Raw genomic sequence first — 24,457 nt, 5'->3', positions numbered from 1 at the left:
GGCAAACAGGGCACAATACCGGGCATCGTTGTTCTATCGGTCGCTCACCCCATGAACCAGATCCCTGAATCGAAAAAGAATCACCTGTGGCGCAAAACCATCTGGTACACCGATCCCGAAGCTTTTCCGCTGGGGCCACACCATTCGGCCGAAGTGTATTGCTGTGAAGAGTCGAATGGCTATGCGGTATGGTATGCACGCCGCCTTGCCAAGGATGACAAACGCAACACCGGGCAAGCTGACAATGGCGATTACCTGCTGCGCTATTTCCGCAAGACGCAGCGCGACGATGCCATCGAATTTGCAGTGCTGTGCGCCAATCGTTCCGAGTCTGTCGATGAAGTGATTGCCGCGCTCGATGTTCTCGCCCATCAGGCGCAGAAAGTCTGATTCGGGTTGTCGGCATGCGCTTTGCTTCATCCCGGCAAACATCTGCTTTTTCCCATACATGAAGCCTTTAGTCATTTTCAAGGTCGGCGAGACCTTTCCCGAACTGGCACAGCGTGCCGGTGACTTCGAACATTGGATCGAACAAGGCTTGGGCCAAACCGGCCTGCCTGTCATGATCGTCGATGCTCGAACACAAACTGCATTACCTGAATGGCACACCGTTGCGGGTGCCATCGTGACCGGCTCGCATGCGATGGTCACCGATCGTGCCGACTGGAGCGAGGCACTCGCTGCATGGTTGCGCGAAGCGGTCGCACAAAAGTTGCCACTACTTGGCATTTGCTACGGCCATCAGTTACTGGCTCATGCGCTGGGCGGACACGTGGACTACCATCCCGATGGCATCGAGATCGGTTCCGTGCAGGTTTGCATCGCAGCGGCAGCAGGAAACGATCCGCTGTTTCACGATCTACCGACAAGCTTCATGGCGCATGTCGTACATCGCCAGAGCGTACGGTCCCTGCCGTCTAAAGCGGTCGTGCTCGCCCACAATGAATTCGAGGCGCATCACGCATTTCGCGTTGGCGAAACCGCGTGGGGCGTACAGTTCCATCCGGAATTCGATCATGAAGCGATGCGCGGCTATCTGCAGAAGTTGGCACCCGACCTGAGAAAGAATGGCACCGATCTTGCCACGCTGGAGTCACAACTCGCTTACACATCCACGGCTGCCAGTATTCTCGGCAAGTTCGGTCGCTTTGCCCGGCAACGCTCGCGTGAATCGGTTGCCTGAACTGATTGCCTGATTCAGGCAGGCCAAAGTGGCGGTTCATCCATCAACGCGATTTGCTCGCGTAGTTCAAGAATGCGATCCTGCCAATAACGCTGCGTGTTGAACCAAGGAAAAGCCAGAGGGAAAGCCGGATCATCCCAGCGCTTGGCTAGCCATGCCGAATAATGCATCAGGCGCAGCGTACGCAAGGCTTCGATCAGATGCAGCTCACGCGGATCGAATTCCGCGAAATCTTCATAGCCCGCCAATAGGTCGCTTAACTGTCCCACCATGTCATGGCGCTCGCCAGACAACAACATCCATAAATCCTGAATCGCCGGACCACTGCGACTGTCATCAAAATCAACGAAGTGCGGACCGTCATCGGTCCACAGCACATTCCCAAGATGACAATCACCGTGCAAACGCAGTATCTTGATTTGCCCTGCCCGTTCGTAGCATCGATGTACGCCTTCGAGTGCTTGCGCCGTCACGCTGGCATAGGCCTCCCGTAAATCCGGCGGCAGGAAATTATTCTCCAGCAAGTAATGACGAGGTTCGATTCCAAAAGTTTGCATGTCGATGGCGGGTCGCTCGGCGAAGCGCTGCTGCATGCCGACGGCGTGAATGCGACCGATGAAGCGTCCCAGCCATTCACGCGTCGCGCCATCGTCCAGCTCTGGAGCACGCCCGCCATGACGCGTAAACACGGCAAAACGGAAGCCGGCAAAATGCTGCAAAGTCTGTCCGTTTTGCAAAACCAGTGCCGGAACGACGGGAATCTCGAGGTCAGCAAGTTCACGCACAAAGGCATGCTCTTCCAGAATCGCCGCGTCGGACCAGCGTGCCGGGCGATAGAACTTCACTACCACTGGCGCGCCCTCTTCCATGCCGATCTGATACACGCGGTTTTCGTAACTGTTGAGTGCCAATAAACGACCGTCGCTATACAACCCGACACTCTCCAGAGCATCAAGTACGCAGCCGGGCGACAGGGAGGAAAAAGAAACAGGAGATTGCGTTTGATCGGTCATGCCGCATTGTACGTGGCATGACGCCTATACAACCACCCACATCGCGGGCGTGAACCCGGCCCCTGCTGGTACACTGTCGCCCTCATTGCACTACTCCCTGCGGATTTTCACCATGCATCTCGACCAGCCACTCTCCGACAAAGAATTCGACGAACTCGATAAATTCCTGCTTTCCGATCGTACCGCCGATGACTGCATGGCGATGGATTCGCTGCACGGGTTTCTCACTGCGCTGGCGATCGGCCCGGAAGAAGTACCTTTGGCCGAATGGCTGCCGCATGTATGGGGCGCCGATGCCGAAGCCATTCCCAAGTTCAAGACAGACAAGGAATACGAACGCATCGTCGGTCTGATCGCGCGCTTCATGAATGAAATCGCCATCACCTTCGAAGTCGCGCCCAAGGAATACGAACCGCTGTTCTGCGAACACGAATGGGAAAGCAAACCTGTGCTCGATGGCGAAGCCTGGGCATGGGGCTTCACCGAAGGCATCGCCTTGCGCGAAGAAGCCTGGCAAGCCATCTACGAATCGCCGATTGCTCCTGCGATGCGCCCCATCTACCTGCTAGGCGCGGAAGAAATCGAGGAAGAAGAACTCACGCTCGTCGATACGCCACTCAAAACGCACAAGCTGACGATCGAGATGGAAGCAGCAATTCCTGCCATTCATAAATTCTGGCAACCGCTGCGTAAATCTGCCGTCAAGACGGTGCAACGCGATGCGCCCAAGGTCGGACGCAACGATCCCTGCTCGTGCGGCAGCGGCAAGAAATACAAAAAGTGCTGCGGTGCCAGTGAGGGGGACGAGTGAGTCTGCCACCTATCAATACCCGAGTCACCATCGAATAAAAACAATCGGGAAAATATCCGCACACCCCTTTAACCTGACAACGCCGCTGGCGAGCCGGTTAGGTGTTCCCCGCTGTGACGATGCCATTGAAGAAGCTAAGGAAAAATGGATCAAGAAGTGAGCGTTGTCTGAGCACGTAGTGCGCGTTTCGCTCACTTCCCATTTTTTCCTTCGCTTCAATGGAAACCCCGCAGGGGCAGCGGCAGTGCGGTCGCCTTTCTTTGCGCACTTTTTGGGCGAACGCAAAGAAAGTAGCTAGCCGCCGGGCTACCTCCAGCATGTCTCTTCGAAGAAACGTCAGCAATAAGCAATGCACAACCAAAAAATCAGACAAACCATTCCAAATCCACAAATAAAAATGCCCCGACTGTCGGAGCATTTTCATTTACACCTTCCATCCAGAGAGGGAATCACGCATCCGGGTCCTTCACATGGCGACGCTGCTTGACCGCTTCCGCCAGCCCTTCCAGCACGCTCAAACTTTCTTCCCAATTGATGCAGCCATCGGTAATCGACTGCCCGTAGGTCAGTTCCTTGCCTGGAATCAGATCCTGACGACCGGCCACCAGATGCGATTCGACCATCACACCGACGATACGCGTGTCACCGGCGGCAACCTGCTTGGCAATATCGGCGCAGACTGGCACCTGATTTTCCGGCTTCTTGCTGCTGTTCGCATGCGACGCATCAATCATCAAACGTGCTGCCAAGCCATTGGCAGCGATATCTTTCGACGCTTGCTCAACGCTCGCCGCATCGTAGTTCGGTGCCTTGCCACCGCGCAAGATGATATGGCAATCCTCGTTACCCAGCGTCGAAACGATGGCAGAATGACCACCCTTCGTCACGGACAGGAAGTGATGCGGTTGCGATGCGGCCTTGATCGCATCGACGGCAATCTTGACGTTGCCGTCCGTACCGTTCTTGAAACCGACCGGGCACGACAGTCCTGAAGCGAGTTCGCGGTGTACCTGCGATTCGGTCGTACGGGCACCGATAGCCCCCCAGCTAATCAGGTCAGCAATGTATTGTGGGCTGATCACGTCGAGGAATTCAGTACCGGCAGGCAAACCAAGCTCATTGATGTTCAGCAGCAACTCACGCGCGATACGCAGGCCTTCGTTGATACGGAAACTGCCATCCAGGAAAGGATCGTTGATCAAGCCTTTCCAGCCGACTGTCGTGCGTGGTTTCTCGAAATATACGCGCATGATGATTTCGAGTTCGCCAGCAAAGCGCTCACGCTCCTTGATCAGGCGATTCGCGTATTCCATGGCAGCCTTGGTATCGTGAATCGAGCAAGGGCCGATCACGACCATCAAGCGATCGTCCTGACCGTGCAGAATGCGGTGCAGTGCAGTACGCGCATTGGCCGCTGTTTCGGCTGCCTTGTCGGAGCAGCCAAGCTCGCGGATCAGATGCGACGGTGGTACCAGTTCTTTCATTTCCTTAATCCGTAAATCATCAGTGCGTGGCATGGTTTTTCTCCGGTCAAAAATCGTTTCTGCAAAAGAAAAAACCGCCATCACGGCGGTTTTTTCAAGAATTTCGGTTTAGCTTTTGTTTAACTGCGCGCTTACCGCTTCTCCACCGCCATTGGGTTGGAATAGCTAAAGTAAAACCAGAAAGCGAAGCGCAGGGACGTCATGTCATTACAGTCAAAGCGGTTAAGTGAAGGCAATAGTGCAGCAAATCAGGTCGGTTGGCAAGCAAAGCCGAGAAAAAGCGTGGCATATCAGGCAAATCGGTGCGGCAGTAGGCGATTTGCCAACAATCCTGACGAATCGCTTACGCCGTACCGCCGACCGTCATGCCATCGATACGCAAGGTAGGCTGACCAACACCGACGGGTACACTCTGCCCTTCCTTGCCGCAGACGCCGACACCGCTGTCGAGACGCATGTCGTTGCCGATCATCGAAACACGCGTCAGCGCATCCGGGCCGTTACCGATCAACGTCGCGCCCTTGACCGGATAACTGATTTTGCCGTTTTCGATCATGTAGGCTTCACTGGCCGAGAACACGAACTTGCCATTCGTGATATCCACCTGACCGCCACCGAAGTTGACCGCGTACAAGCCATTCTTGACCGAAGCCAGGATTTCTTCCGGCTCCTTGTCGCCACCGAGCATGTAGGTGTTCGTCATGCGTGGCATCGGCAAATGCGCATACGATTCGCGGCGCGCATTGCCGGTCACAGGCATCTTCATCAGACGCGCATTCATAGTGTCCTGAATATAACCTTTCAGGATGCCGTCCTCGATCAGCGTCGTGCACTGCGTCGGATTGCCTTCATCATCGATGTTGAGCGAACCACGGCGATCGGCAATCGTGCCGTCATCCACCACCGTCACGCCCTTGGCCGCCACACGTTCGCCGATGCGGCCAGAGAACGCACTCGATCCCTTGCGATTGAAGTCGCCTTCCAGACCGTGACCGATCGCTTCATGCAACAACACACCTGGCCAGCCGGAGCCGAGCACAACCGTCATCGGCCCTGCCGGTGCCGGACGCGCATCCAGATTCACGAGTGCCGAAGCGACCGCTTCGCTTGCATATTTTTCCAGCAGTTCGTCACTGAAGTAGGCGTAGCTGTAACGACCGCCACCGCCACTGGACCCCATCTCGCGGCGGCCATTCTGTTCCGCGATCACGGTAATCGACAGACGCACGAGCGGGCGAATGTCGGCAGCCAGCACGCCGTCACTACGCGCGACCAGCACCACATCGTATTCGCCAGCCAATCCAGCCATCACCTGCACCACACGCGGATCCTTGGCACGCGCGATACGCTCGACGCGCTCCAGCAGTTTGACCTTTTCAGTCGCATCGAGTGACGTCAGCGGATCGTGCGGCAAATACAGCGAACGGCCGCCAACAGGTTCAATAGCTGATGCAACCTTGATCTTGCCCGCACCTTGTCGCGCAATCGTGCGCGTTGCCAAAGCAGCTTCGGTCAGGGCACGCTGCGAGATTTCGTCCGAATAGGAAAACGCCGTTTTGTCACCCGACACCGCGCGCACGCCGACGCCTTGGTCGATCGAAAAGCTGCCGGTCTTGACGATGCCTTCTTCCAGACTCCAGCCTTCGCTCTTTGTGAACTGGAAATACAGATCGGCATAATCCACGCGATGTGCAAACATCGTGCCGAGCGTCTTGACCAGCGCAGATTCGTCGAGACCGAATGGCGTCAACAGGATGTCGCGAGCGACGGCAAGTGTCTTGAGATTGGGTTCGAAAGGCGTCATGAGACTTCGTTGGTTGAATAATCAGAGTCGGACGAAAGCGTATGCAGGCAGGCACTTTCGTCGGTAAAAAATCATCAGGAATAGCCGCATTGTAGAGCAATGCACGCCAGCACGCGGTCTTTCAAAAATCGTGCTCCGTGGCCAATCAGAGAACGCGATGCTTTAACGCCGGCAGATTTTCGCGTACACGCAAGAGATGGTGGGGTTCGATATCGCCGATTGCAAGGCCTTCGCCCTCGTTCCAGACCGATTTGATCTCGCCCCACGGATCGATCAGCATGCTGTGCCCCCAGGTCGTGCGACCATTTGGATGACGACCGCCCTGCGCCGCTGCCAGCACATAGCACTGGTTTTCGATAGCACGCGCACGCAGCAGGACTTCCCAGTGTGCACGGCCCGTTGTATAGGTGAATGCGGCCGGCACCACCATCAGTGTGCAATCGCCCATCGCCCGATAAAGCTCGGGGAAGCGCAAGTCATAACAGACCGACAGACCGACCTTGCCGAACGGCGCATCGAAGGTACCGACCTGCTTGCCATGCAAGATGGTGCGTGCCTCATCGTAGGATTCCTCACCGCGCGTAAAGCTGAACAAATGAATCTTGTCGTAGCGCGACACGCGTTGCCCCTGATCGTCATAGACCATCATGGTGTTGAGCACCTTGTTTTCCGTTGCGACCAGCGGCAGGGTGCCACCGATCAGCCAGACCTGATAATCACGCGCTGCACGCGCCATGCATTCCTGAATCTGGCCTGCACCGTCTTCTTCCGCCAGCGCGATCTTGTCGGTTTCCTGCATGCCCATTGCAGCCCAGTACTCGGGCAGCAAAATCAACTTTGCGCCCTGGCTGGCAGCTTGCGCGATCAGACGTGTCGCTGTCGCAATGTTTTCTTCAACCACCGGTGTGGACACCATCTGGATCGCGGCAACACGTGTCGGCTGATCGTTTTTTTCGGCGTGCATCATCTCATCCCTCGTAGAGTTTTTTGTTGATGGCGGAATTGGGCGCAGGCTCGATCTTGCGTTCGATCTTGTTGACGCTCGGATCGCTCCAGCTACCGGTGATCGCATACTCGTAGGTGAAGGCACGTGCCAGCGGTGCGCGCAGGAACAATTGGGCGAGGAAAGTGCCCGCACCGATCACAGGATTGACCGCCAGCGCATACGCCACCGAGGCGGCACCGGCATTAATTTCGGGAACCACAACTGCACGCAGGTCCTGTGTTTCTTTCACGATATCCGCCGCACCATCAATCAGCACGGTAGCGGCAACACCACGCATCTTCAGATTATCGGTACGTGCCAGCCCCTTGCTGATCTGCGCATTGCCATTGATGCCATCAAAGGCAAACCCTTCCGAAAACACATCGCGAAAATCCAGCGTCAAGCGACGCGGCAAGGACTGCATGCTGAGCACCCCTAGCAGCTTGGCTGCGCCGGGCTCGACCTTGAGGAACTGGCCTTTCTTTACGTCAAGCGCGATCTTGCCCGACAAGCTGGGATAATCGATGGCAAACGGCATGCCGTTCCAACTGATATCGCCCGTCAAACTACCTGCGCCATCCTTGAGCACATCGGGGAAACCGAAACGCGCCAGCAACTTGCCAGCATCCTCCATCTCCAGCTTGTAATCGAGGCTGGACGTGCTGGTGCCATTCCGAACCAGCCAATTACCCGTCGCGGACAGACGTGCATCAGGATTGCTGACTGTCAGATTGCGAATTCGCCATTCTCGCCCACCCGTGGCACGCACATAATGCGCAAGCAATTCGAGACGGCCGAGCTTCTTGCCATACAGTTCGAAATTGTCGGCAACGATATCGAGTGCCGGCATTTCCGTATCCTGGTCTACCTGGGACAGCATGTCCTTCACATCGGCACCGGCGGTCTTCGGTATCTTGAGCGACGTCAGGCGCGCGGTGATTCGGCCCAAGCCACGGCCGCTACCGGAGTCACGCCAGTTCAAATGGCCCGTCATTTGTGACGATTCGATATTCACCTGCCACAGATCATCCGCATGCGTGAGGCCGGCGACAACGCTATCGAAACGCTTGCCGAGCACGAACAATTCATCGGTGCGCAAGGCGAGCTTGTCGGTTTCCACGTACTGACCGAGCTCGGGGCCTGAGCTTGTTTGCGTTGCCGACTTGCTCGCAGCGGTGGAAGTAATCGAGGAAGTCGCCTTGATCCAGTCATCGATATTCAAGGCAGGCACATTCACATTCGCCTGCAAACCGCTGTTCGGCTCTGGGGGTGCGGCATTGATGCCGATGCCCCCTCGCGCAACACGCCACGAAGCGCCATTCGGTCCCGGCACACGTTCACGCTGATAATTGGCAGCGATCACATTACCAAGATTCACACGAATCGTATCGCGCGACATCGTGCCGTTTTCTACCGCGCCGCCGCTTTGCACAAAACGCAAAGGCAAGGCATCGCGCGCATCCTTGTGCAAAGGCGCAGGAAAGTCCAATCCCAACCCACGCAGATTGGACTCCACTGTCACATCCACCGCTTTGCCACGCACGGCGACCAGCGTGGTGAAACGTGTACTGCCATTGACGCGATCAATCAGTTTCTGCGCCTGTGCCGCAGGATAAGCCTTGCGCAAACCTGCCACCGTCAAGGTGCCATCGGCGCGCACCTGGATCGTGCCGTCTTTCTGCGTGCCGCCACCGATCGTCAATGGCCCACCGAGAAAATTGCCCTTGATGTTGTGCAGCGTCACGCCTTTCTCATCGAATTCCAGACGGCCATTGGTCTGGGCAATTTCCGGCATGTCGCGCATGAGCGTGACACCGTTGTTGGCAAACTTGAGCGTACCGTTCACCTTGGCGTGATGCATGTCATGCAATGGCAGATCGAGTTTCAGCGCCAGCGTCGCGTTACCCGTACCGCTGGACTCATCGGTGAAATGCCCGATCCATTCACCGACCGGGCTATCCACCGTGTAACGCAGAAGACGTTGCAGCGGTCCGCTTGCAGTGCCATCGATCTGCAACACGGACTCATGCGACATCAGATCGGGAACGACGGCCTTCACATTCGCCACCTGTGCGCCATGCGTTTCGCCCGTATCGCCATGCACTTCGAGACGTGCCTTGTCGAACAAGATGCTGCCCTGGATCTTTTCGAGCAAGGGCCACATCGGCGATTTACCGTCCGGCGCGTGCATATCGGGCGCGTAGTTGAGCACGCCGTCGTGAATCTTGCCAGCGAAGACGAATTCCCCACGGTTCTTGTCGGTCGGTTTATCTTCATGGAACGGGAAACGCGCCAGATCACCCTTGAGACGCAAACGGCCGTCCTGCAAGGTGCCACCAACCAGACCATGCGTGAGCCATTCGCGCACATCATCGGGCATGCCGAGAGGCAGATAGTTGCCGACACGATCCAGCTCCAGTCCACTCACCGTGCCGTTGAGATCAATCACTCCTGGCTCAGCCTTGGCCTGTTTGTCGATCGGCATCAGATGCGTGCCGGCCAACGCCACATGCAAGGCATCCTTGGCAAAGGACAGGTTGCGCAGGGTCAGCAACAACATGTCGTTTTTTTCAAATTTCCATTTGGCATCGGCATCCAGCGTATCGAAGCCGATGGTGGGCTCCGCAAAATAAGCCGGTGAAACAAAGCGAACCTGCTTCGAAGCAAGCTGGAAAGCACCTCCCTTGTCACTCGCATCGATATGACCAGACAGATTCTCAAAACCCGGAATGGCCGGGACCGCCGCCTGCGCCGGCACCTTGGCCGTAGCGGCACGTGCAGCGCGCGCAACCTGTGGCGCCAGACCGAGATTGAGGAAATCACCCTTCACCTGATACGACTGGATGTCGGGATAAGCACCCTGCCACTGCGCCGAGAAATTATGCAAGCTGCCACGCGGAGCAAAATCGCGCAGCATGCGCAACTGTGCCGGCGGCAAGGGCAAGCGTTCCGCCAGTTGTGCCAGCGCCTGCAGATCGAGCATCTGCACCTGTACTTCTGTACGCTCTGGCGTACTGCCCTTGGCCGCCACGTAGCGCTCACTCATGGTGGTTTTCGGCAAGATCAGTCCGTCGCGCGTCTGCACAGTCAGATCGGTCACGGCAACTGCATGACCATTCAGGCCGAAGGTCGGATTGCCGTCGCGTACCTGGCTATCGATGGTTTCCTGCACAGAAACGCGTCCATTCGCCGACACCAACTCAAGTGGCTCCTGATCCTTGCGCAACTTGACGACCACATTCGACAAGGCCAGATCGGCAGTCAGGTTTGCCACACGTGCATGGTCGAAGGCCAGCCAGGCACGCAACGAACCCGTGGCCGCTCGTAAATCGACCGGGAAGTCGAGGTAGGTTTTCCAAGTCGCGAGATCGGTATCGCGCACATCGGCATAGATTTCGCCGGTCCACAGCAAGGGATCGGATTTACGCCCACCGAAACGCGAATGCTCGAAGCGCGCACGCACATCGAGCGGGGCCGCGATCGATGCCGGCGGTGTGGCTTTCAATGCAAAGCGATGTCTGGTGCCACTGTTCTGCAGCACGATGTCGACCTGCTCCAGTTGCAACTCAGGCGCCTGCCGCAAGCCATCTTTCCAGCGCAAGCGTCCTTGATTGATATGAATATCATGCTGCGACAGCACCCAGTCGCCAGCACGGCCGTCGGTTTCCTCACCGGTCTTGACCAGCATGCCCGCCACATAAAAATGGCCTTGGGCATCGCGTTCAATTTCCAGATCGGGGCGATCGATATCCAGCCGATGCAGCCGCAAATCGAAAGCTGGTACCGACCACCACGAAATCACTGCCGATACGCGAGGCAAGCGCAGGGCCGGCTCGTCGTCCTGCCCGTAGATCGTCACATTTTCGAGTTGCAGCGAAGGCCGCAGTTTTTGCCAGCCGCCGGACAGCTCACCGATCGTGACCGGGCGACCGATCGCCTTGCTAGCAAACTGCTCGACATCGGCACGGTAGTCGGCGATCTGCGGCATGACGACATAACGCAAGCCCAGCAAGGCAATACCGAATAGAAAATAGCCGACCAGCAGCAGCTTGAGCGTGAAACCCAGAAGATGATGACTGGCGTCATTGAGGCGACGATACGATTGCCCTGCCGCAGCCCAGCCTGCCCGCAAGCGTGCAGGCACAGAGGTCTGATCGGTTTGGTCTTGCTCGATAGGCATTAATCAGAATCGTCGGGTAAGAGACATCGCGTAGAATGAAACGAACCACATGCGGCCCGGTTGACCATGCCCCTGCAGGTCAGCGTCGCTCATCAGAACAAGATCAACCCATTCCGACTACCAGACGGCAAAGAACATGTCCCTGCCCATTCTCGACGCTTCCCGATTTTATACACGGTGGATCAATGCAGACAGTACACGCGCACAAAAGGTTGCCGAAGTTGCCAAATTATCCCTGAACACCGAGGTTTTCGCTCAGGTTTTACAAAACGAAACAGACTCGGGCGTCCCATTGACAGGCGCCATGCGACGTCTGCGCAATCTGGTCATCGCCACGCTGATCAGGCGTGACCTGGAAGGCACCGCCAATCTGGAGGAAGTCGTATCCACCATGACCGCGTTCGCCGATTTCGCCGTGCAACGCCATCTGGCCGCCGTCATGAAAGAAATGACCACGCTCCATGGCACGCCGATTGGCGAGGAATCGGGCGAAAGCCAGGAAATGATCGTGCTCGGCATGGGCAAGCTCGGCGGCGGCGAACTCAATGTGTCTTCCGATATCGACCTGATCTTCGTCTACCCCGAAGATGGCGAAACGCAAACCAGCACGCCGGAACAGCGCAGCCTGTCCAACCACGAATTCTTCGTACGTACCGGCAAGAAACTGATTGCGGCATTGGCAGAAATCACCGGCGATGGCTTCACCTTCCGCGTCGACATGGCCCTGCGCCCCAACGGCAACTCCGGTCCGCTGGCCGCCAGCTTCAACATGGTCGAGGAATACCTGATCGTGCAGGGTCGCGAATGGGAACGCTATGCATGGGTCAAGGCGCGGGCGCTGACCGGCAAACCGGCCGATATCGCTGCACTCGACAAGATCGTGCGCCCCTTCGTCTATCGACGCTATCTGGATTACGGCTCGATCGATGCGATCCGCAACATGCACGCGCAGATTCGCGCCGAAGTCACGCGGCAGGAAACGCGGCATCCCGAGCGCAGCCACAACGTCAAGCTGGGGCGCGGCGGCATTCGCGAAATCGAATTTCTGGCGCAGGTTTTCCAATTGATCCGTGGCGGGCGCGATGCCTCCCTGCGTGACCGCTCAACCCGCAAGACCTTGCGCACGCTTGCCGAAAAACAATTGCTCAAGCCCGAAGTGGTCGAGGAATTGCTGCACGCCTATGTCTTCCTGCGCGATCTCGAACATCGCTTGCAATATCTGGACGATGCGCAAACCCACACGCTGCCTGCCAGTGACGAAGATCGTCTGGCCGTTGCCCGCATGATGGGCTATGACGATGTAGCAACTTTATTGAACAAATTGGAAGAACAGCGCGTTCTGGTAGCACGTCACTTCGACGAAATTTTTCGCGACAAGAGCGAACAGCAGCCCGAAGAAACCAATGTGGATGCTGAACTCGCTGTCGTGCTATCGAGTTCGGACAGCGAAGAATCGATTACGCACTATCTGGCGCAACTTGGCTTCGATGCGCCCGATGACGCCGCGCGCCGCATGCTGGCGACCTGGCGTTCATCGCGCCTGCAAATGCTGCCCGAAGCCAGCCGCAACAAGCTCGTGGCACTCGTCAACACCAGCCTGCCACTGATCGCCGCCGTGACCGACAAGCATGCCGCCACACTCGGCCGCCTTCTGGACTTTCTCGAAGCCATCGCACGTCGTGCAGCTTACCTTGCGCTGCTGACCGAATACCCGCACGCACTCGAACGCGTGATCCGCATGATCGCCGCCAGCAGCTGGGCCGCGACATACCTGACGCGCCATCCGCTGCTATTAGACGAATTGCTCGACGACCGCACGCTGAAGGCCGCCCCCGACTGGGAAGCTTTTGCACACGATGTGCGTCAACGACTGGAAGAATCGTCGGGCGATACCGAACGCCAGCTCGACATTCTGCGCGAGATGCATCATGCGCAATTGATCCGCTTGTTGGCGCAGGATCTGGTCGGCGATGTGAGCGTGGAAAAACTCGCCGATCATCTTTCCGCCCTTGCGGACAAACTTGTCGAAGAAACCCTGCGCGCAATCTGGATGACATTTGCCAACAGCCATCGCGACGATCCGCAATTCGCCGTCATCGCCTACGGCAAACTCGGCGGCAAGGAACTTGGCTACGCCTCCGATCTCGATGTCATTTTCCTCTACGACGACGAGCACCCCGATGCGCCTGCACTGTACGCGCGGCTTGCGCAACGCTTTATCACCTGGATGACCACGCACACGCCTGCGGGCATTCTGTTCGATGTCGATATCGCCCTGCGCCCCGACGGTGCAAGTGGCCTGCTGGTTTCCACCGTCAACTCGTTCGAGAAATACCAGACTACCTCCGCCTGGCTATGGGAGCATCAAGCCCTCACCCGCGCCCGCTATTGCGCCGGCGACGCCGAGATTGGCGCACGCTTCGAAGTGATTCGCGAGAAAGTGTTGCGACAAGAACGCGAGCCAGAAAAGCTCAAACAGGAAGTCCTCGCCATGCGTCAGAAGATGCATGATGCGCATCCGAACAAGAGCGACGAATTCGATCTCAAGCACGACAGCGGCGGCATGATCGATATCGAATTCATCGTGCAATACATGGTGCTGCGTCATGCGGCGCAACATCCGCAATTGACGGGCGACATTGGCAATATCGCGTTGCTCAAATTGTTTGGCCAACTTGGCTTGATCGATGCCGAGTTAGGCATCAAGGTTGGCGACGCGTATCGGACGTTCAGGAAGATGCAGCATCAGATTCGTCTGCAAGGTGTGGATCGGTCGCGGGTTGTTGCCGAACGTGTGGTGGATGAGATTGCGGCGGTGAAGGGGTTGTGGGGGGAAGTGTTTGAGGGTTGAGGATTTTTTGTTAGCAACGTTGGTGGCTGCTGATTGTTAGCGGCTCTTCGAAGAGACTTGCCGGGGTAGCCCGGCGGCTACTCACTTTTCTTGCTTCGCCAAGAAAAGTAAGCAAAAGAAGGCGACCGCAGGTACACAGCCCTTCGGGTTCCCGCTGATAACGCGTACAAATCGGGAAACGGGCGAAACTCGCACTACGTGCTCAAACACACCCGTTTCTGATCCGATTTGCACATGTCATCAGCGACTGTGTACAAGCGGAACGACTATTCCGGCTCGCCTGTGGCATTGCCGGGGAGATGCGAAGAGTTGAGTCAGACCGCGATTCGAGATTGTCCAGCAATACAAATTTGGTTGTACTTCACTGAAAGAAGTCTTTAACCAACTAGCAGTCACCCAAACAACCAGCCCAACTCCCCAATGCCGCGATCCGGCAATGCCGCAGGCGAGCCGGATCCACAGGTCCGCTTTGACGATGCCATTGAAGCAAAAGAGAAAAGGGATCAAGAAGTGAGCGTTGTCTGAGCGAAGCGAGTTTCGCTCACTTCCCATTTTCTCTTTTGCTTCGATGGGAACCCCGCAGGGGCAGCGGCAGTGCGGTCGCCTTTCTTTGCCTACTTTCTTTGGCGAACGCAAAGAAAGTAGGTAGCCGCCGGGCTACCCCCGGCACGCCTCTCCGAAGAGAATCCAGAATCAGCAACCCCGCAAGCAACGCAAACCCAATCAAAAAAAACAAAAATGCCCCGACCAGCGGGGCATTTTTCATTCGAAGCAGAACAGCTTACTTCGCCGACATCAGCGCAACCGTCGTATCTAGCATGCGATTCGAGAAACCCCACTCGTTGTCATACCACGACGACACTTTCACCAAACGCCCCGACACCTTCGTCAGCGTCGCATCGAAGTTGCTCGATGCCGGATTGTGGTTGAAGTCCACCGAAACAAATGGCTCGGTGTTGTAGGTCAGGATACCTTTCAGCGCGCCTTCCGAAGCTTCCTTCATGATCGCGTTGATTTCTTCGACAGTCGTGTCACGTGCTGCAATGAACGACAGATCAACGATCGAGACGTTGATCGTCGGCACACGGATCGCGTAGCCATCGAGCTTGCCATTCAATTCTGGCAGAACAAGGCCGACAGCTGCAGCAGCGCCGGTCTTGGTCGGGATCATCGATTGGGTGGCTGAACGTGCGCGGCGCAGGTCTTCGTGCATGACGTCGGTCAGCACCTGGTCATTCGTGAACGCATGAACCGTGGTCATCAAACCGTTGATCAGACCGATCTTGTCGTTCAGTGGCTGTACCAGCGGTGCCAGGCAGTTGGTGGTGCACGATGCGTTGGAAATGACCGTATCGGTCGCTTTCAACACATTGTTGTTGACGCCGAACACGACGGTCGCATCCACATCCTTGCCGCCAGGTGCGGAGATAATGACTTTCTTGGCGCCGCCCTTCAGGTGCGCCGAAGCTTTCTCCTTCGTCGTGAAGAACCCCGTGCATTCGAGCACGACGTCCACGTTCAGGTCGCCCCAAGGAATCTGTGCCGGATCACGTTGTGCGAACACACGGATACGATCGCCATTGACGACCATGTAATCGCCATCGACTTCAACAGTACCGGGAAACTTGCCGTGGGCCGTGTCGTAACGGGTCAGGTGCGCGTTCGATTCCGGCTTGCCGAGATCGTTGATCGCGACGATTTGAATATCGTTTTTCTTGCCGCTCTCGTAATGGGCACGCAAAACATTGCGACCGATACGGCCATAGCCGTTAATTGCCACGCGGATTGTCATTCTTTTTCTCCAGAAAATTGCAACATCAACGAAAGAAAGGTCACTACATCGATGGCCGCTTGCTTGCGCAGGCCTGCTGCAAAGCAGGCAAATCGCGCCAGCCATAGCCAGTTTCCATAAGGTCGAGGCCATCCCAGGTGAACGGTTGTTCGACTAACAACGCGCCACCGAGTTCTTCATAAAATTGGCGAGCCGGCTTGTTGTCGGCAATCACCCAAACCAGCAAACCGTGTGCGCCCTGCTGCTGCATCGCTTCTGCCACGAGCGCCAGCAAGCGACGACCAACCCCGCCACGTTGCGCGATCGGTTTGAGATAGATCGCGGTCAGTTCGGCATCGATCTCATGCTTGGGCGGCATCAACAACATGCCGGAAGCAAAGCCGACCAATTCGTCATCGGCCATTGCCACGAACACCGCAATCGAGGGCACATCGGCCTGCAATACCTGCGACCACATACCGACGCTATCCTCGGTCTTCATACCATCGAGGTAGGCTTCGGGCATCACCCCGCGATACGTCGTACGCCAGCTATCGACACGCAAGGCGGCAATCGCGGCTGCGTCGTCGGGTGTGGCGCGGCGGAAGGTGATTTCGGTCACGCCAGTACTTTTTTGACGGTGGCGATCACGTTCTCGACCGTGAAGCCGAAGTGCTTGAACAGCACACCAGCCGGTGCCGATTCGCCGAAGGTATCGATACCGACCACACCGCCTTCAAGGCCGACGTACTTGTACCAGAAGTCGGTCACACCGGCTTCGATGGCGACACGTGGCACACCTTTCGTCAGCACGCTCGCTTTATATGCTGCGTCCTGACGATCGAACACGTCCGTCGATGGCATCGATACCACGCGTGCAGCAACGCCATGCTTGCTCAACTCGTCCGCCGCCTTGGTCGCCAGTTCGATTTCCGAACCGGTGGCGATCAGAATGACTTTCGCATCCTTGGCATCACGCAGGACATAGCCACCGCGCTTGATGTTGGCGATCTGCTCGTCGCTACGCTGCTGGAACGGCAGGTTCTGACGCGAGAAGATCAGCGTGCTTGGACCCTTGCTGCGCTTGACGGCTTGCTCCCACGCTACCGCCGATTCGACGGTATCGCATGGACGCCAGTTATCCAGATTCGGAATCAGGCGCAGGCTCGAAACGTGTTCAACCGACTGGTGCGTCGGACCATCTTCACCAAGACCGATGGAATCATGCGTGAAAACGAAGATGGAACGGATTTTCATCAATGCCGCCATGCGCAGGGCATTGCGGCTGTAATCGGAAAACGTCAGGAAGGTCGCGCCGAACGGGATGTAACCGCCATGCAAGGCGATACCATTCATCACGGCGCTCATGCCGAATTCGCGCACACCGTAGTTGATGTGGTTGCCAGCCTGATCGCCACGCACGGCCACGCATTCCTTCCAGTTGGTCAGGTTGGAGCCGGTCAAATCGGCCGAACCGCCGAGGAATTCCGGCAGCACAGGTGCCAATGCCTGAATCGCATTCTGGCTGGCTTTACGCGTCGCGATGGTTTCCTGCTTTTCGACGCAGGCAGCGATGTATTCGTTAACGGCCTTGTCCAGATTGCCCGGCAGTTCCCCTTGCATGCGGCGGGTCAGTTCGGCGGCTTCGGTCGGGAATTGCTTGGCATAGGCATCGACCTTGGCTTGCCAGTCATTCTGGCGTTGCGCGCCGGCTGCTTTTGCATCCCACGCGGTGTACACATCGGCAGCGACTTCAAATGGCGCATCGCTCCAGCCGATCGCTTCACGCGTGGCGGCGATTTCCTTGTCGCCCAGCGCAGCACCGTGCACATTGTGCGTGCCAGCCATGTTTGGCGAACCTTTGCCAATCACGGTGCGGCAGCAGATCAGGGTTGGCTTGTCGGATTTCTTTGCGGCTTGAATGGCGGCATCGATGGCATTTACATCGTGACCATCGACGGCGCGAATCACGTTCCAGTTGTAGGACTCGAAACGCTTCGGCGTATCGTCGGTGAACCAGCCTTCGACATGGCCATCGATCGAAATGCCATTGTCGTCATACAGCGCGATCAGCTTCGACAACTTGAGCGTGCCGGCCAGCGAGCAGGCTTCGTGCGAAATGCCTTCCATCAAACAGCCATCGCCGAGGAATACATAGGTGTGGTGATCGATGATGTCGTGACCAGGACGATTGAATTCCGCCGCCAACAACTTTTCAGCCAGCGCCATGCCAACCGCATTGGTGATGCCCTGACCCAGCGGGCCGGTCGTGGTTTCGATACCCGGCGTGACATCCACTTCAGGATGGCCTGGGGTTTTCGAATGCATCTGACGGAAATTGCGCAGCTCTTCCATCGGCAGGTCGTAACCCGTCAGGTGCAACAGCGCATAGTGCAGCATGGAGCCGTGACCGTTCGAGATGATGAAACGGTCGCGATTGACCCATTTCGGATCAGCCGGATTGTGCGCGTAATGCTTCGACCACAGGGCAACGGCAATTTCGGCCATGCCCATCGGCATGCCTGGGTGACCGGAATTGGCCTTTTGAACAGCATCCATTGCCAGCGCGCGGATCGCGTTAGCCATTTTGGTGGTCGGGAGCGAGGAAGTCATGTTTGGTGTGAGAGCGGTGGAAAGAATCTCGAAACCGGCAAAAGCAGCCGATCCCTCGTTGAAAAAACAAGGGGTTGTGAAGCCCGCTATTTTACCAGAGTGCTCGGCACAGACTAAAATCGCCGTTGGTGAAATCTTTTACAGTCGCATCGTTGCGACGCCCTGCCGGAATCCCGCCATGCCCCGCTTTTTCTGCCCGCAACCGCTCGCCATCGGCGACACCATCGCCCTGCCCGACCATGTAGCGCACCATATTCAAGTCGTTCGCCTGAACGTGGGCGACCTGATCACGCTCTTCAATGGCGAAGGCGGCCAGTACACCGCCGTTCTCGGCAGCATCGAAAAGAAGCGCGCCAGCGCCGAAATCAAGCTATTCGAGCCCATCGAAACCGAACTGCCCTACGCCATTACGCTGGCGCAAGCGCTGCCCGAAGCGTCCAAGATGGACTGGATCATCGAAAAAGCCGTGGAACTTGGCGTACATGCGATCCAGCCGCTGGCCTCGCAACGCTGCGTGGTGCGCCTGTCCGCCGAACGTGCCGTCAAGAAAATGCAGCACTGGCAAGGCGTGATCGAAGCTGCGTCAGAGCAAAGCGGTCGCAACCGCCTTGCGACCTTAGCAGAACCGGTGGATTTCAATCAATACATCGGGCAGCAAGATCTGCATGTGCGCATTATGCTAAGTCCGCGCGCTGAACAATCTCTCTCCGACTGGGCGCGGCATCATCCACCGCAATCCGTCGGATTGCTGATCGGGCCAGAAGGTGGTTTTACGGAACGGGAAGAGAATGATGCGAGTGCACATGGAGTGCTGATGCTAGGGATGGGACACCGGGTGTTGCGGACAGAGACGGCAGGAATAGCAGCAGTGGCAGGGTTGAATGCGGTTTGGGGTGAGCTGTAACTAAACTATCAGGAGTCAAAGAACAAGTTTTTCATTTCCTTAAATACCGAAATTTCGAAAAATTTTGCGTTCTCGGAAATTGTAAGGAAATGCTGTTACCTGAGAGGAATATCAATTGGATTTACATATAACTGATGTAATCATCTGCGCAGTCATACGTAACATCTGAGGGGAAGAGTAAATTTTTTCTTTCCGCTCTTTTTAATACCTATCTTGTTGGTGCCCAAAGATAAATGAAACAACAAACAGTTAAGGCTGACAGCCCATAGGGAAGTTAATTTATTGACGAAGTAAGGTCATTTCGATGGCCTTTACATCTGACTCGGCAGCATGTTTGATCCACAACTGCCTACGCTCTCTAAGTTCATTTCTTTTCCGTTCCACGTCATTTCCACTTTCTCGCGTGGTAACAGGCGTCGGCACCGAAAATCGGTATGCAATCTGCAAAGACACAACCGCTTTCCCATCCGTGCTCTTCCAAAGCCGGAATACGTTTAGCTCCATAAATTTCTGATCCTGAGGCCAAGTCAGGAAGTCAATGATTGCCTCATCGGACTGCTTGTTCCTGATGATCTGGAAATTGGCTTGTGGATTTGCCTGCTTCACCATCTGCCCCAAAAAAACTGCATATTTGATCGGGTCATTCTCAAGACCAGGCAATTGTTGATAGCGATAGCCGATCAGCTTGGTCCAATTATCGAATGACTCGCTGTCGCGAACAAATTCCAGCAGCTTGTCTCCATTAGGAGGCGTCCCAACAAATTTCTTCGCGAAAATCTCGCCATCAACACTGACAACCGGCAATACCTCTTCAGCTACCGAAATACGACAAAACACCAAAAGCAACAGTACAACCTGTGCAATGCGACACATGAATGAACTCCGTCAGAGAGCATTAGACGACCGACTGGCAATGCCTTTTTGCAGTCAGCGGAATTGAAGAGAGCCATAATGCCCACCCATGCGAATACTTAGCCACTTAGTAGCGGCAAGAAAGGAAAGTGCCGGGTGTAACTACCTGCCAAAGACTCAACAACAATAAAATTACAAAGAGACAATTCTAGGTGTTATCTGTGTCAAGACATCCCCATAAATATGGGGTTTTATGCAATAAATGCTGGATGAAGTTTTGAATTTTGAGCAACGATCCCGGACATCTCAATGTCATTTCGCGGATTTTTTGCTTTTCTTTCTCTTTCAGCTTTTACGTCCAACGAGAAAGGGATGAACTAAGGTGATCACTCATCAGCGGCTTCTCTAGGCTAGTACTTCCTCAAAACCATTTATAATGCCCGGTTTTGCAGCCAATCCGCTGCCAAGGCTCTCTCCCATTCCCATGAAGGTATTTCGCGGACTTCCCAATGCCGCCTCGCGTGCGCCGTGTGCGCTGGCGATCGGCAATTTCGACGGCGTGCATCGCGGCCATCAGGCGCTGCTGGCGCGTCTGCGCGAAGCTGCTTCGTCGCTGGGGCTGGAGTCGGCGGTGATGACCTTTGAACCGCATCCGCGTGAGTTCTTTGCCGAGCGTGCTGGCGATCCGTCGCGTGCGCCGCTGCGCATTGCCAGCCTGCGTGACAAGCTGGCTTCGCTGTCGCAGGCCGGTGTCGATCGTGTGATCGTCGAGCATTTCAATGCCCATTTCGCTTCGCTGTCGCCGCAGGAATTCGTCGAGAAGATTCTGGTGGAAGGCTTGCACGTCAAATGGCTGATCGTGGGCGAGGATTTTTGCTATGGCGCCAAGCGTGCCGGCAATCTGTCCACGCTGGTGCAAGCGGGTGCCGAATTTGGTTTCACGGTGGAGTCGCATGCGACCGTCACTACCAGCGGCGGGATGCGTGTGTCGTCGTCAGCCGTGCGTGAAGCACTGGTCGCAGGCGACTTCGCAGCGGCGGAAGCACTGCTCGGTCATCCGTATTCGATTTCCGGCCATGTCGTGCATGGTCAGAAGCTCGGGCGCACCATTGGTTTTCCCACGCTGAACCTGCGTGTACCGCATAACCGCCCTGCAGTTTCCGGCATCTATATCGTGCAGGTGCACGGCCTGGAAGAACAACCACTGCCGGGCGTAGCCAGCATCGGCGTGCGTCCGACTGTGGATGACAGCGGCCGCGTGCTGCTGGAAACGCACATCTTCGATTACGCCGAGCATTGCTACGGCAAGCTGGTGCGTGTGGAATTTTTGCAGAAGCTGCGCGACGAGGAAAAATACGTCGATCTGCCCACGCTGACTGCCGCGATTGCGCGCGATGCAGTAGAAGCGCGTGCCTACTTTGCCCAATTGCCGACGCAACGCAGCGACGGTGCCACCTCGGCAACCGACCGAATTTGACGATCAAACATGCCCCCGCGCCATGGCAAACGCCTGTCGCGATGCCCGTTTGATCCACCGCATACTTTTCGAAAAGCAGACCATGTCCGACAAGCAGAAGAACACTGAAAACAAGCCAGACAACAAAGCCGCCAAGCCGGCCGGCCAGAACAAGCCGTCCAGCAAATATCCGGTCAACATGACCGATACGCCGTTCCCGATGCGCGGCGATCTCGCCAAGCGCGAACCGCAATGGGTCAAGCAATGGCAGGAAAAGAAGCTGTACGAAAAAATCCGTAATGCCTCCAAGGGTCGTCCGAAGTTCATCCTGCATGACGGTCCGCCGTATGCGAATGGCGACATCCACCTGGGCCACGCCGTCAATAAGATCCTCAAGGACATGATCATCAAGAGCCGTCAGTTTGCCGGCTTCGATGCGCCTTACGTACCGGGCTGGGATTGCCACGGTATGCCGATCGAAATCCAGATCGAGAAACTATTTGGCAAGAGCTTGCCGACCGCAGAAGTGATGGAGAAGGCGCGCGCCTACGCCAATGAACAGGTGGAACGCCAGAAGAAAGACTTTATCCGTCTGGGCGTGCTCGGCGAATGGGACAACCCGTACAAGACCATGAACTTCGGCAATGAAGCCGACGAACTGCGCGCGCTCGGCACGTTGATGGAAAAAGGCTATGTGTATCGCGGCCTGAAACCGGTCAACTGGTGCTTCGATTGCGGTTCGGCACTGGCCGAGGCCGAAGTCGAATATCAGGACAAGCGCGATCCAGCGATCGATGTCGGTTTTCCGTTTGCTCAGCACGACCAGATCGCCAAGGCCTTCGGCCTGTCGACACTGCCGACCGACAATGGCTACATCGTCATCTGGACCACGACGCCGTGGACGATTCCATCGAACCAGGCGCTCAACGTCCATCCTGAACTGCAATACGCACTGGTGAAAACCGCGCGCGACGGCCAACCTTTGCTGCTGATCGTGGCGGCCGATCTGGTGGAAGACGTGCTGCAACGCTACGGCTTTGAAGGCAAGACGATTGCTACGTGCGAAGGTGCTGCACTGGCTGGCATCGCCTTCCATCATCCGCTCGCAAAAGCGGAGGCAGGCTACGATCGCCTGTCGCCGATCTATTTGGCTGACTACGTTGCCGCCGACAGCGGTACCGGCGTGGTGCACTCCGCACCTGCCTACGGCGTGGATGACTTTATCTCGTGCAAGACCAACGGCGTGAAGGACGACGACATCATCGCGCCTGTCATGGCAGACGGCAAATACGCATCGTGGCTGCCGCTGTTCGGTGGCATGACGATCTGGGAAGCATCCAAACCAATCTGCGACGCGCTGACCGAAGCAGGCTCGCTGTTCAAACTGATCATGTTCAGCCACAGCTATATGCATTGCTGGCGCCACAAGACGCCAATCATCTACCGCGCGACCTCGCAATGGTTTGCTGGCATGGACGTAACGCCGAAAGATGGCGGCAACAGCCTGCGTACCACGGCACTGACGGCCATCGAAGAAACCGAATTTTTCCCGAGCTGGGGCAAGGCGCGCCTGCATGGCATGATCGCCAACCGCCCAGACTGGACGCTGTCGCGCCAACGCCAATGGGGCGTGCCGATGGCCTTCTTCGTGCACAAGGAAACCGGCGAGCTGCATCCGCGCACGCCGGAATTGCTGGAACAAATCGCACAACGTGTCGAGAAAGAAGGCATCGAAGCCTGGCTCAAACTCGATCCGAAAGAACTGCTGGGCGACGAAGCCGACCAATACCTGAAGAACAAGGACACGCTGGACGTGTGGTTCGATTCTGGTTGTACGCACCAAACCGTTTTGCGCGGCTCGCACAAGGATGAGCTGGCTTTCCCTGCCGACCTTTATCTCGAAGGTTCGGATCAGCATCGCGGCTGGTTCCATTCGTCGCTGCTGACTTCGTCCATGCTCAACGGTTGCGCACCGTACAAGGCGCTGCTGACGCACGGCTTTACCGTCGATGGCGAAGGCCGCAAGATGTCGAAGTCGCTGGGCAACACGCTGGCACCGCAAAAGATTTCCGATACGCTGGGTGCCGACATCCTGCGTCTGTGGATCGCTTCGACCGACTATTCGGGCGAGCTGTCGATCTCTGATGAAATTCTGAAGCGCGTGACGGAAAGCTATCGTCGTATCCGCAATACGCTGCGCTTCCTGCTGTCGAATACGTCCGACTTCGACGCGCAGAAGGATCTGGTCGATGTGGCCGATATGCTGGAAATCGATCGTTATGCGATTGCGCAAATGCATACGCTGCAAGCCGACATCCTCGCGCATTACGACCGCTACGAATTCCATCCAGTCGTGTCCAAACTGCAAGGCTATTGCACGGAAGACCTCGGCGGCTTCTACCTCGACATTCTCAAGGATCGTCTCTATACCTGCGGCGTGACCTCGCATGCACGCCGTTCAGCGCAAAGCGCGATCTGGCATCTGACGCATGGTCTGTTGCGTCTGATGGCACCGATGCTGTCGTTCACGGCAGAAGAAGCCTGGGCCGT

17 protein-coding genes are annotated in these 24,457 nt (G+C 56.5%); 7 read left to right on the top strand and 10 right to left on the bottom strand.

Going from position 1 to position 24,457, the window contains the following annotated elements; all coding sequences use genetic code 11:
* Positions 1 to 51: 51 nt before the first annotated feature.
* Both QZ725_RS13570 and QZ725_RS13565 read left to right on the top strand, forming a co-directional pair.
* The gene (locus QZ725_RS13570) at positions 52 to 390 is read left to right on the top strand and encodes a hypothetical protein (protein WP_293780622.1); all 339 of its coding nucleotides are present in this window, start codon (positions 52 to 54) and stop codon (positions 388 to 390) included.
* Between the two features lie 58 nt (positions 391 to 448).
* Complete coding sequence (locus QZ725_RS13565) at positions 449 to 1,183, top strand: glutamine amidotransferase (RefSeq protein ID WP_293780619.1); 735 nt, start codon at positions 449 to 451, stop codon at positions 1,181 to 1,183.
* 14 nt (positions 1,184 to 1,197) lie between these two features.
* On the opposite strand, the gene QZ725_RS13560 is transcribed toward QZ725_RS13565, so the two are convergent.
* Positions 1,198 to 2,196: a serine/threonine protein kinase gene (locus QZ725_RS13560; protein ID WP_293780616.1), complete on the bottom strand. Its 999-nt coding sequence runs from the start codon at positions 2,194 to 2,196 to the stop codon at positions 1,198 to 1,200.
* Positions 2,197 to 2,308: 112 nt separating this feature from the next.
* Here QZ725_RS13560 and QZ725_RS13555 point away from each other — a divergent pair, with 112 nt between their 5' ends.
* Positions 2,309 to 3,007 carry a UPF0149 family protein gene (locus QZ725_RS13555; protein WP_293780613.1) on the top strand — a complete coding sequence of 233 codons (699 nt, stop codon included), beginning with the start codon at positions 2,309 to 2,311 and terminating at the stop codon, positions 3,005 to 3,007.
* Positions 3,008 to 3,104: 97 nt separating this feature from the next.
* On the opposite strand, the gene QZ725_RS13550 is transcribed toward QZ725_RS13555, so the two are convergent.
* The 5 genes from QZ725_RS13550 to QZ725_RS13530 all read right to left on the bottom strand — a co-directional run bounded on the left by QZ725_RS13550 (position 3,105) and on the right by QZ725_RS13530 (position 11,460).
* The gene (locus QZ725_RS13550) at positions 3,105 to 3,431 is read right to left on the bottom strand and encodes a hypothetical protein (RefSeq protein ID WP_293780610.1); all 327 of its coding nucleotides are present in this window, start codon (positions 3,429 to 3,431) and stop codon (positions 3,105 to 3,107) included.
* 25 nt (positions 3,432 to 3,456) lie between these two features.
* Positions 3,457 to 4,524, bottom strand: coding sequence for a 3-deoxy-7-phosphoheptulonate synthase AroG (aroG, locus tag QZ725_RS13545; RefSeq protein ID WP_293780607.1), 1,068 nt, complete (start codon positions 4,522 to 4,524; stop codon positions 3,457 to 3,459).
* A gap of 310 nt (positions 4,525 to 4,834) precedes the next feature.
* Positions 4,835 to 6,295, bottom strand: a complete 1,461-nt coding sequence (gene tldD / locus QZ725_RS13540) for a metalloprotease TldD (protein WP_293780604.1) — start codon at positions 6,293 to 6,295, stop codon at positions 4,835 to 4,837.
* 145 nt (positions 6,296 to 6,440) lie between these two features.
* Complete coding sequence (locus tag QZ725_RS13535; protein ID WP_293780601.1) at positions 6,441 to 7,259, bottom strand: carbon-nitrogen hydrolase family protein; 819 nt, start codon at positions 7,257 to 7,259, stop codon at positions 6,441 to 6,443.
* Positions 7,260 to 7,263: 4 nt separating this feature from the next.
* A complete protein-coding gene (locus tag QZ725_RS13530; RefSeq protein ID WP_293780598.1) occupies positions 7,264 to 11,460 on the bottom strand; it encodes a YhdP family protein in 4,197 nt (1,398 codons plus the stop codon).
* Positions 11,461 to 11,551: 91 nt separating this feature from the next.
* Here QZ725_RS13530 and glnE point away from each other — a divergent pair, with 91 nt between their 5' ends.
* Positions 11,552 to 14,311 (top strand): bifunctional [glutamate--ammonia ligase]-adenylyl-L-tyrosine phosphorylase/[glutamate--ammonia-ligase] adenylyltransferase, encoded by a 2,760-nt coding sequence (gene glnE, locus QZ725_RS13525; RefSeq protein ID WP_293780822.1) that lies wholly within the window; start codon positions 11,552 to 11,554, stop codon positions 14,309 to 14,311.
* Positions 14,312 to 15,092: 781 nt separating this feature from the next.
* On the opposite strand, the gene gap is transcribed toward glnE, so the two are convergent.
* The 3 genes from gap to tkt are packed head-to-tail and all read right to left on the bottom strand — an operon-like array spanning position 15,093 to position 18,695.
* Positions 15,093 to 16,103 (bottom strand): type I glyceraldehyde-3-phosphate dehydrogenase, encoded by a 1,011-nt coding sequence (gap, locus tag QZ725_RS13520; protein WP_293780595.1) that lies wholly within the window; start codon positions 16,101 to 16,103, stop codon positions 15,093 to 15,095.
* Between the two features lie 43 nt (positions 16,104 to 16,146).
* Entirely contained in the window at positions 16,147 to 16,704 is a 558-nt protein-coding gene (locus QZ725_RS13515; RefSeq protein ID WP_293780592.1) for a GNAT family N-acetyltransferase, read from the bottom strand.
* Entirely contained in the window at positions 16,701 to 18,695 is a 1,995-nt protein-coding gene (gene tkt, locus QZ725_RS13510; RefSeq protein ID WP_293780589.1) for a transketolase, read from the bottom strand. The genes QZ725_RS13515 and tkt overlap by 4 nt, the downstream gene beginning before the upstream one ends.
* A gap of 178 nt (positions 18,696 to 18,873) precedes the next feature.
* Between tkt and QZ725_RS13505 the strand changes: the two genes are divergently transcribed.
* On the top strand, positions 18,874 to 19,599 hold the full coding sequence (locus QZ725_RS13505; protein WP_293780819.1) for a 16S rRNA (uracil(1498)-N(3))-methyltransferase: 726 nt from the start codon (positions 18,874 to 18,876) through the stop codon (positions 19,597 to 19,599).
* Between the two features lie 279 nt (positions 19,600 to 19,878).
* Here the strand turns inward: QZ725_RS13505 and QZ725_RS13500 are convergent, their stop codons facing one another.
* Positions 19,879 to 20,472: a hypothetical protein gene (locus QZ725_RS13500; protein WP_293780586.1), complete on the bottom strand. Its 594-nt coding sequence runs from the start codon at positions 20,470 to 20,472 to the stop codon at positions 19,879 to 19,881.
* Positions 20,473 to 20,935: 463 nt separating this feature from the next.
* On the opposite strand from QZ725_RS13500, the gene QZ725_RS13495 reads away from it, so the two are divergent.
* Complete coding sequence (locus QZ725_RS13495; RefSeq protein WP_293780584.1) at positions 20,936 to 21,928, top strand: bifunctional riboflavin kinase/FAD synthetase; 993 nt, start codon at positions 20,936 to 20,938, stop codon at positions 21,926 to 21,928.
* A gap of 82 nt (positions 21,929 to 22,010) precedes the next feature.
* A partial coding sequence (gene ileS / locus QZ725_RS13490) for an isoleucine--tRNA ligase (protein WP_293780581.1) occupies positions 22,011 to 24,457 on the top strand: 2,447 nt, incomplete at its 3' end.

Origin of the sequence: uncultured Oxalicibacterium sp. (assembly GCF_913776015.1) — a bacterium.
Lineage (GTDB): Bacteria > Pseudomonadota > Gammaproteobacteria > Burkholderiales > Burkholderiaceae_D > Oxalicibacterium.
The sequence above is the reverse complement of the archived record's forward strand: the minus strand, read 5'-3'. Positions and strand labels throughout refer to the sequence as shown.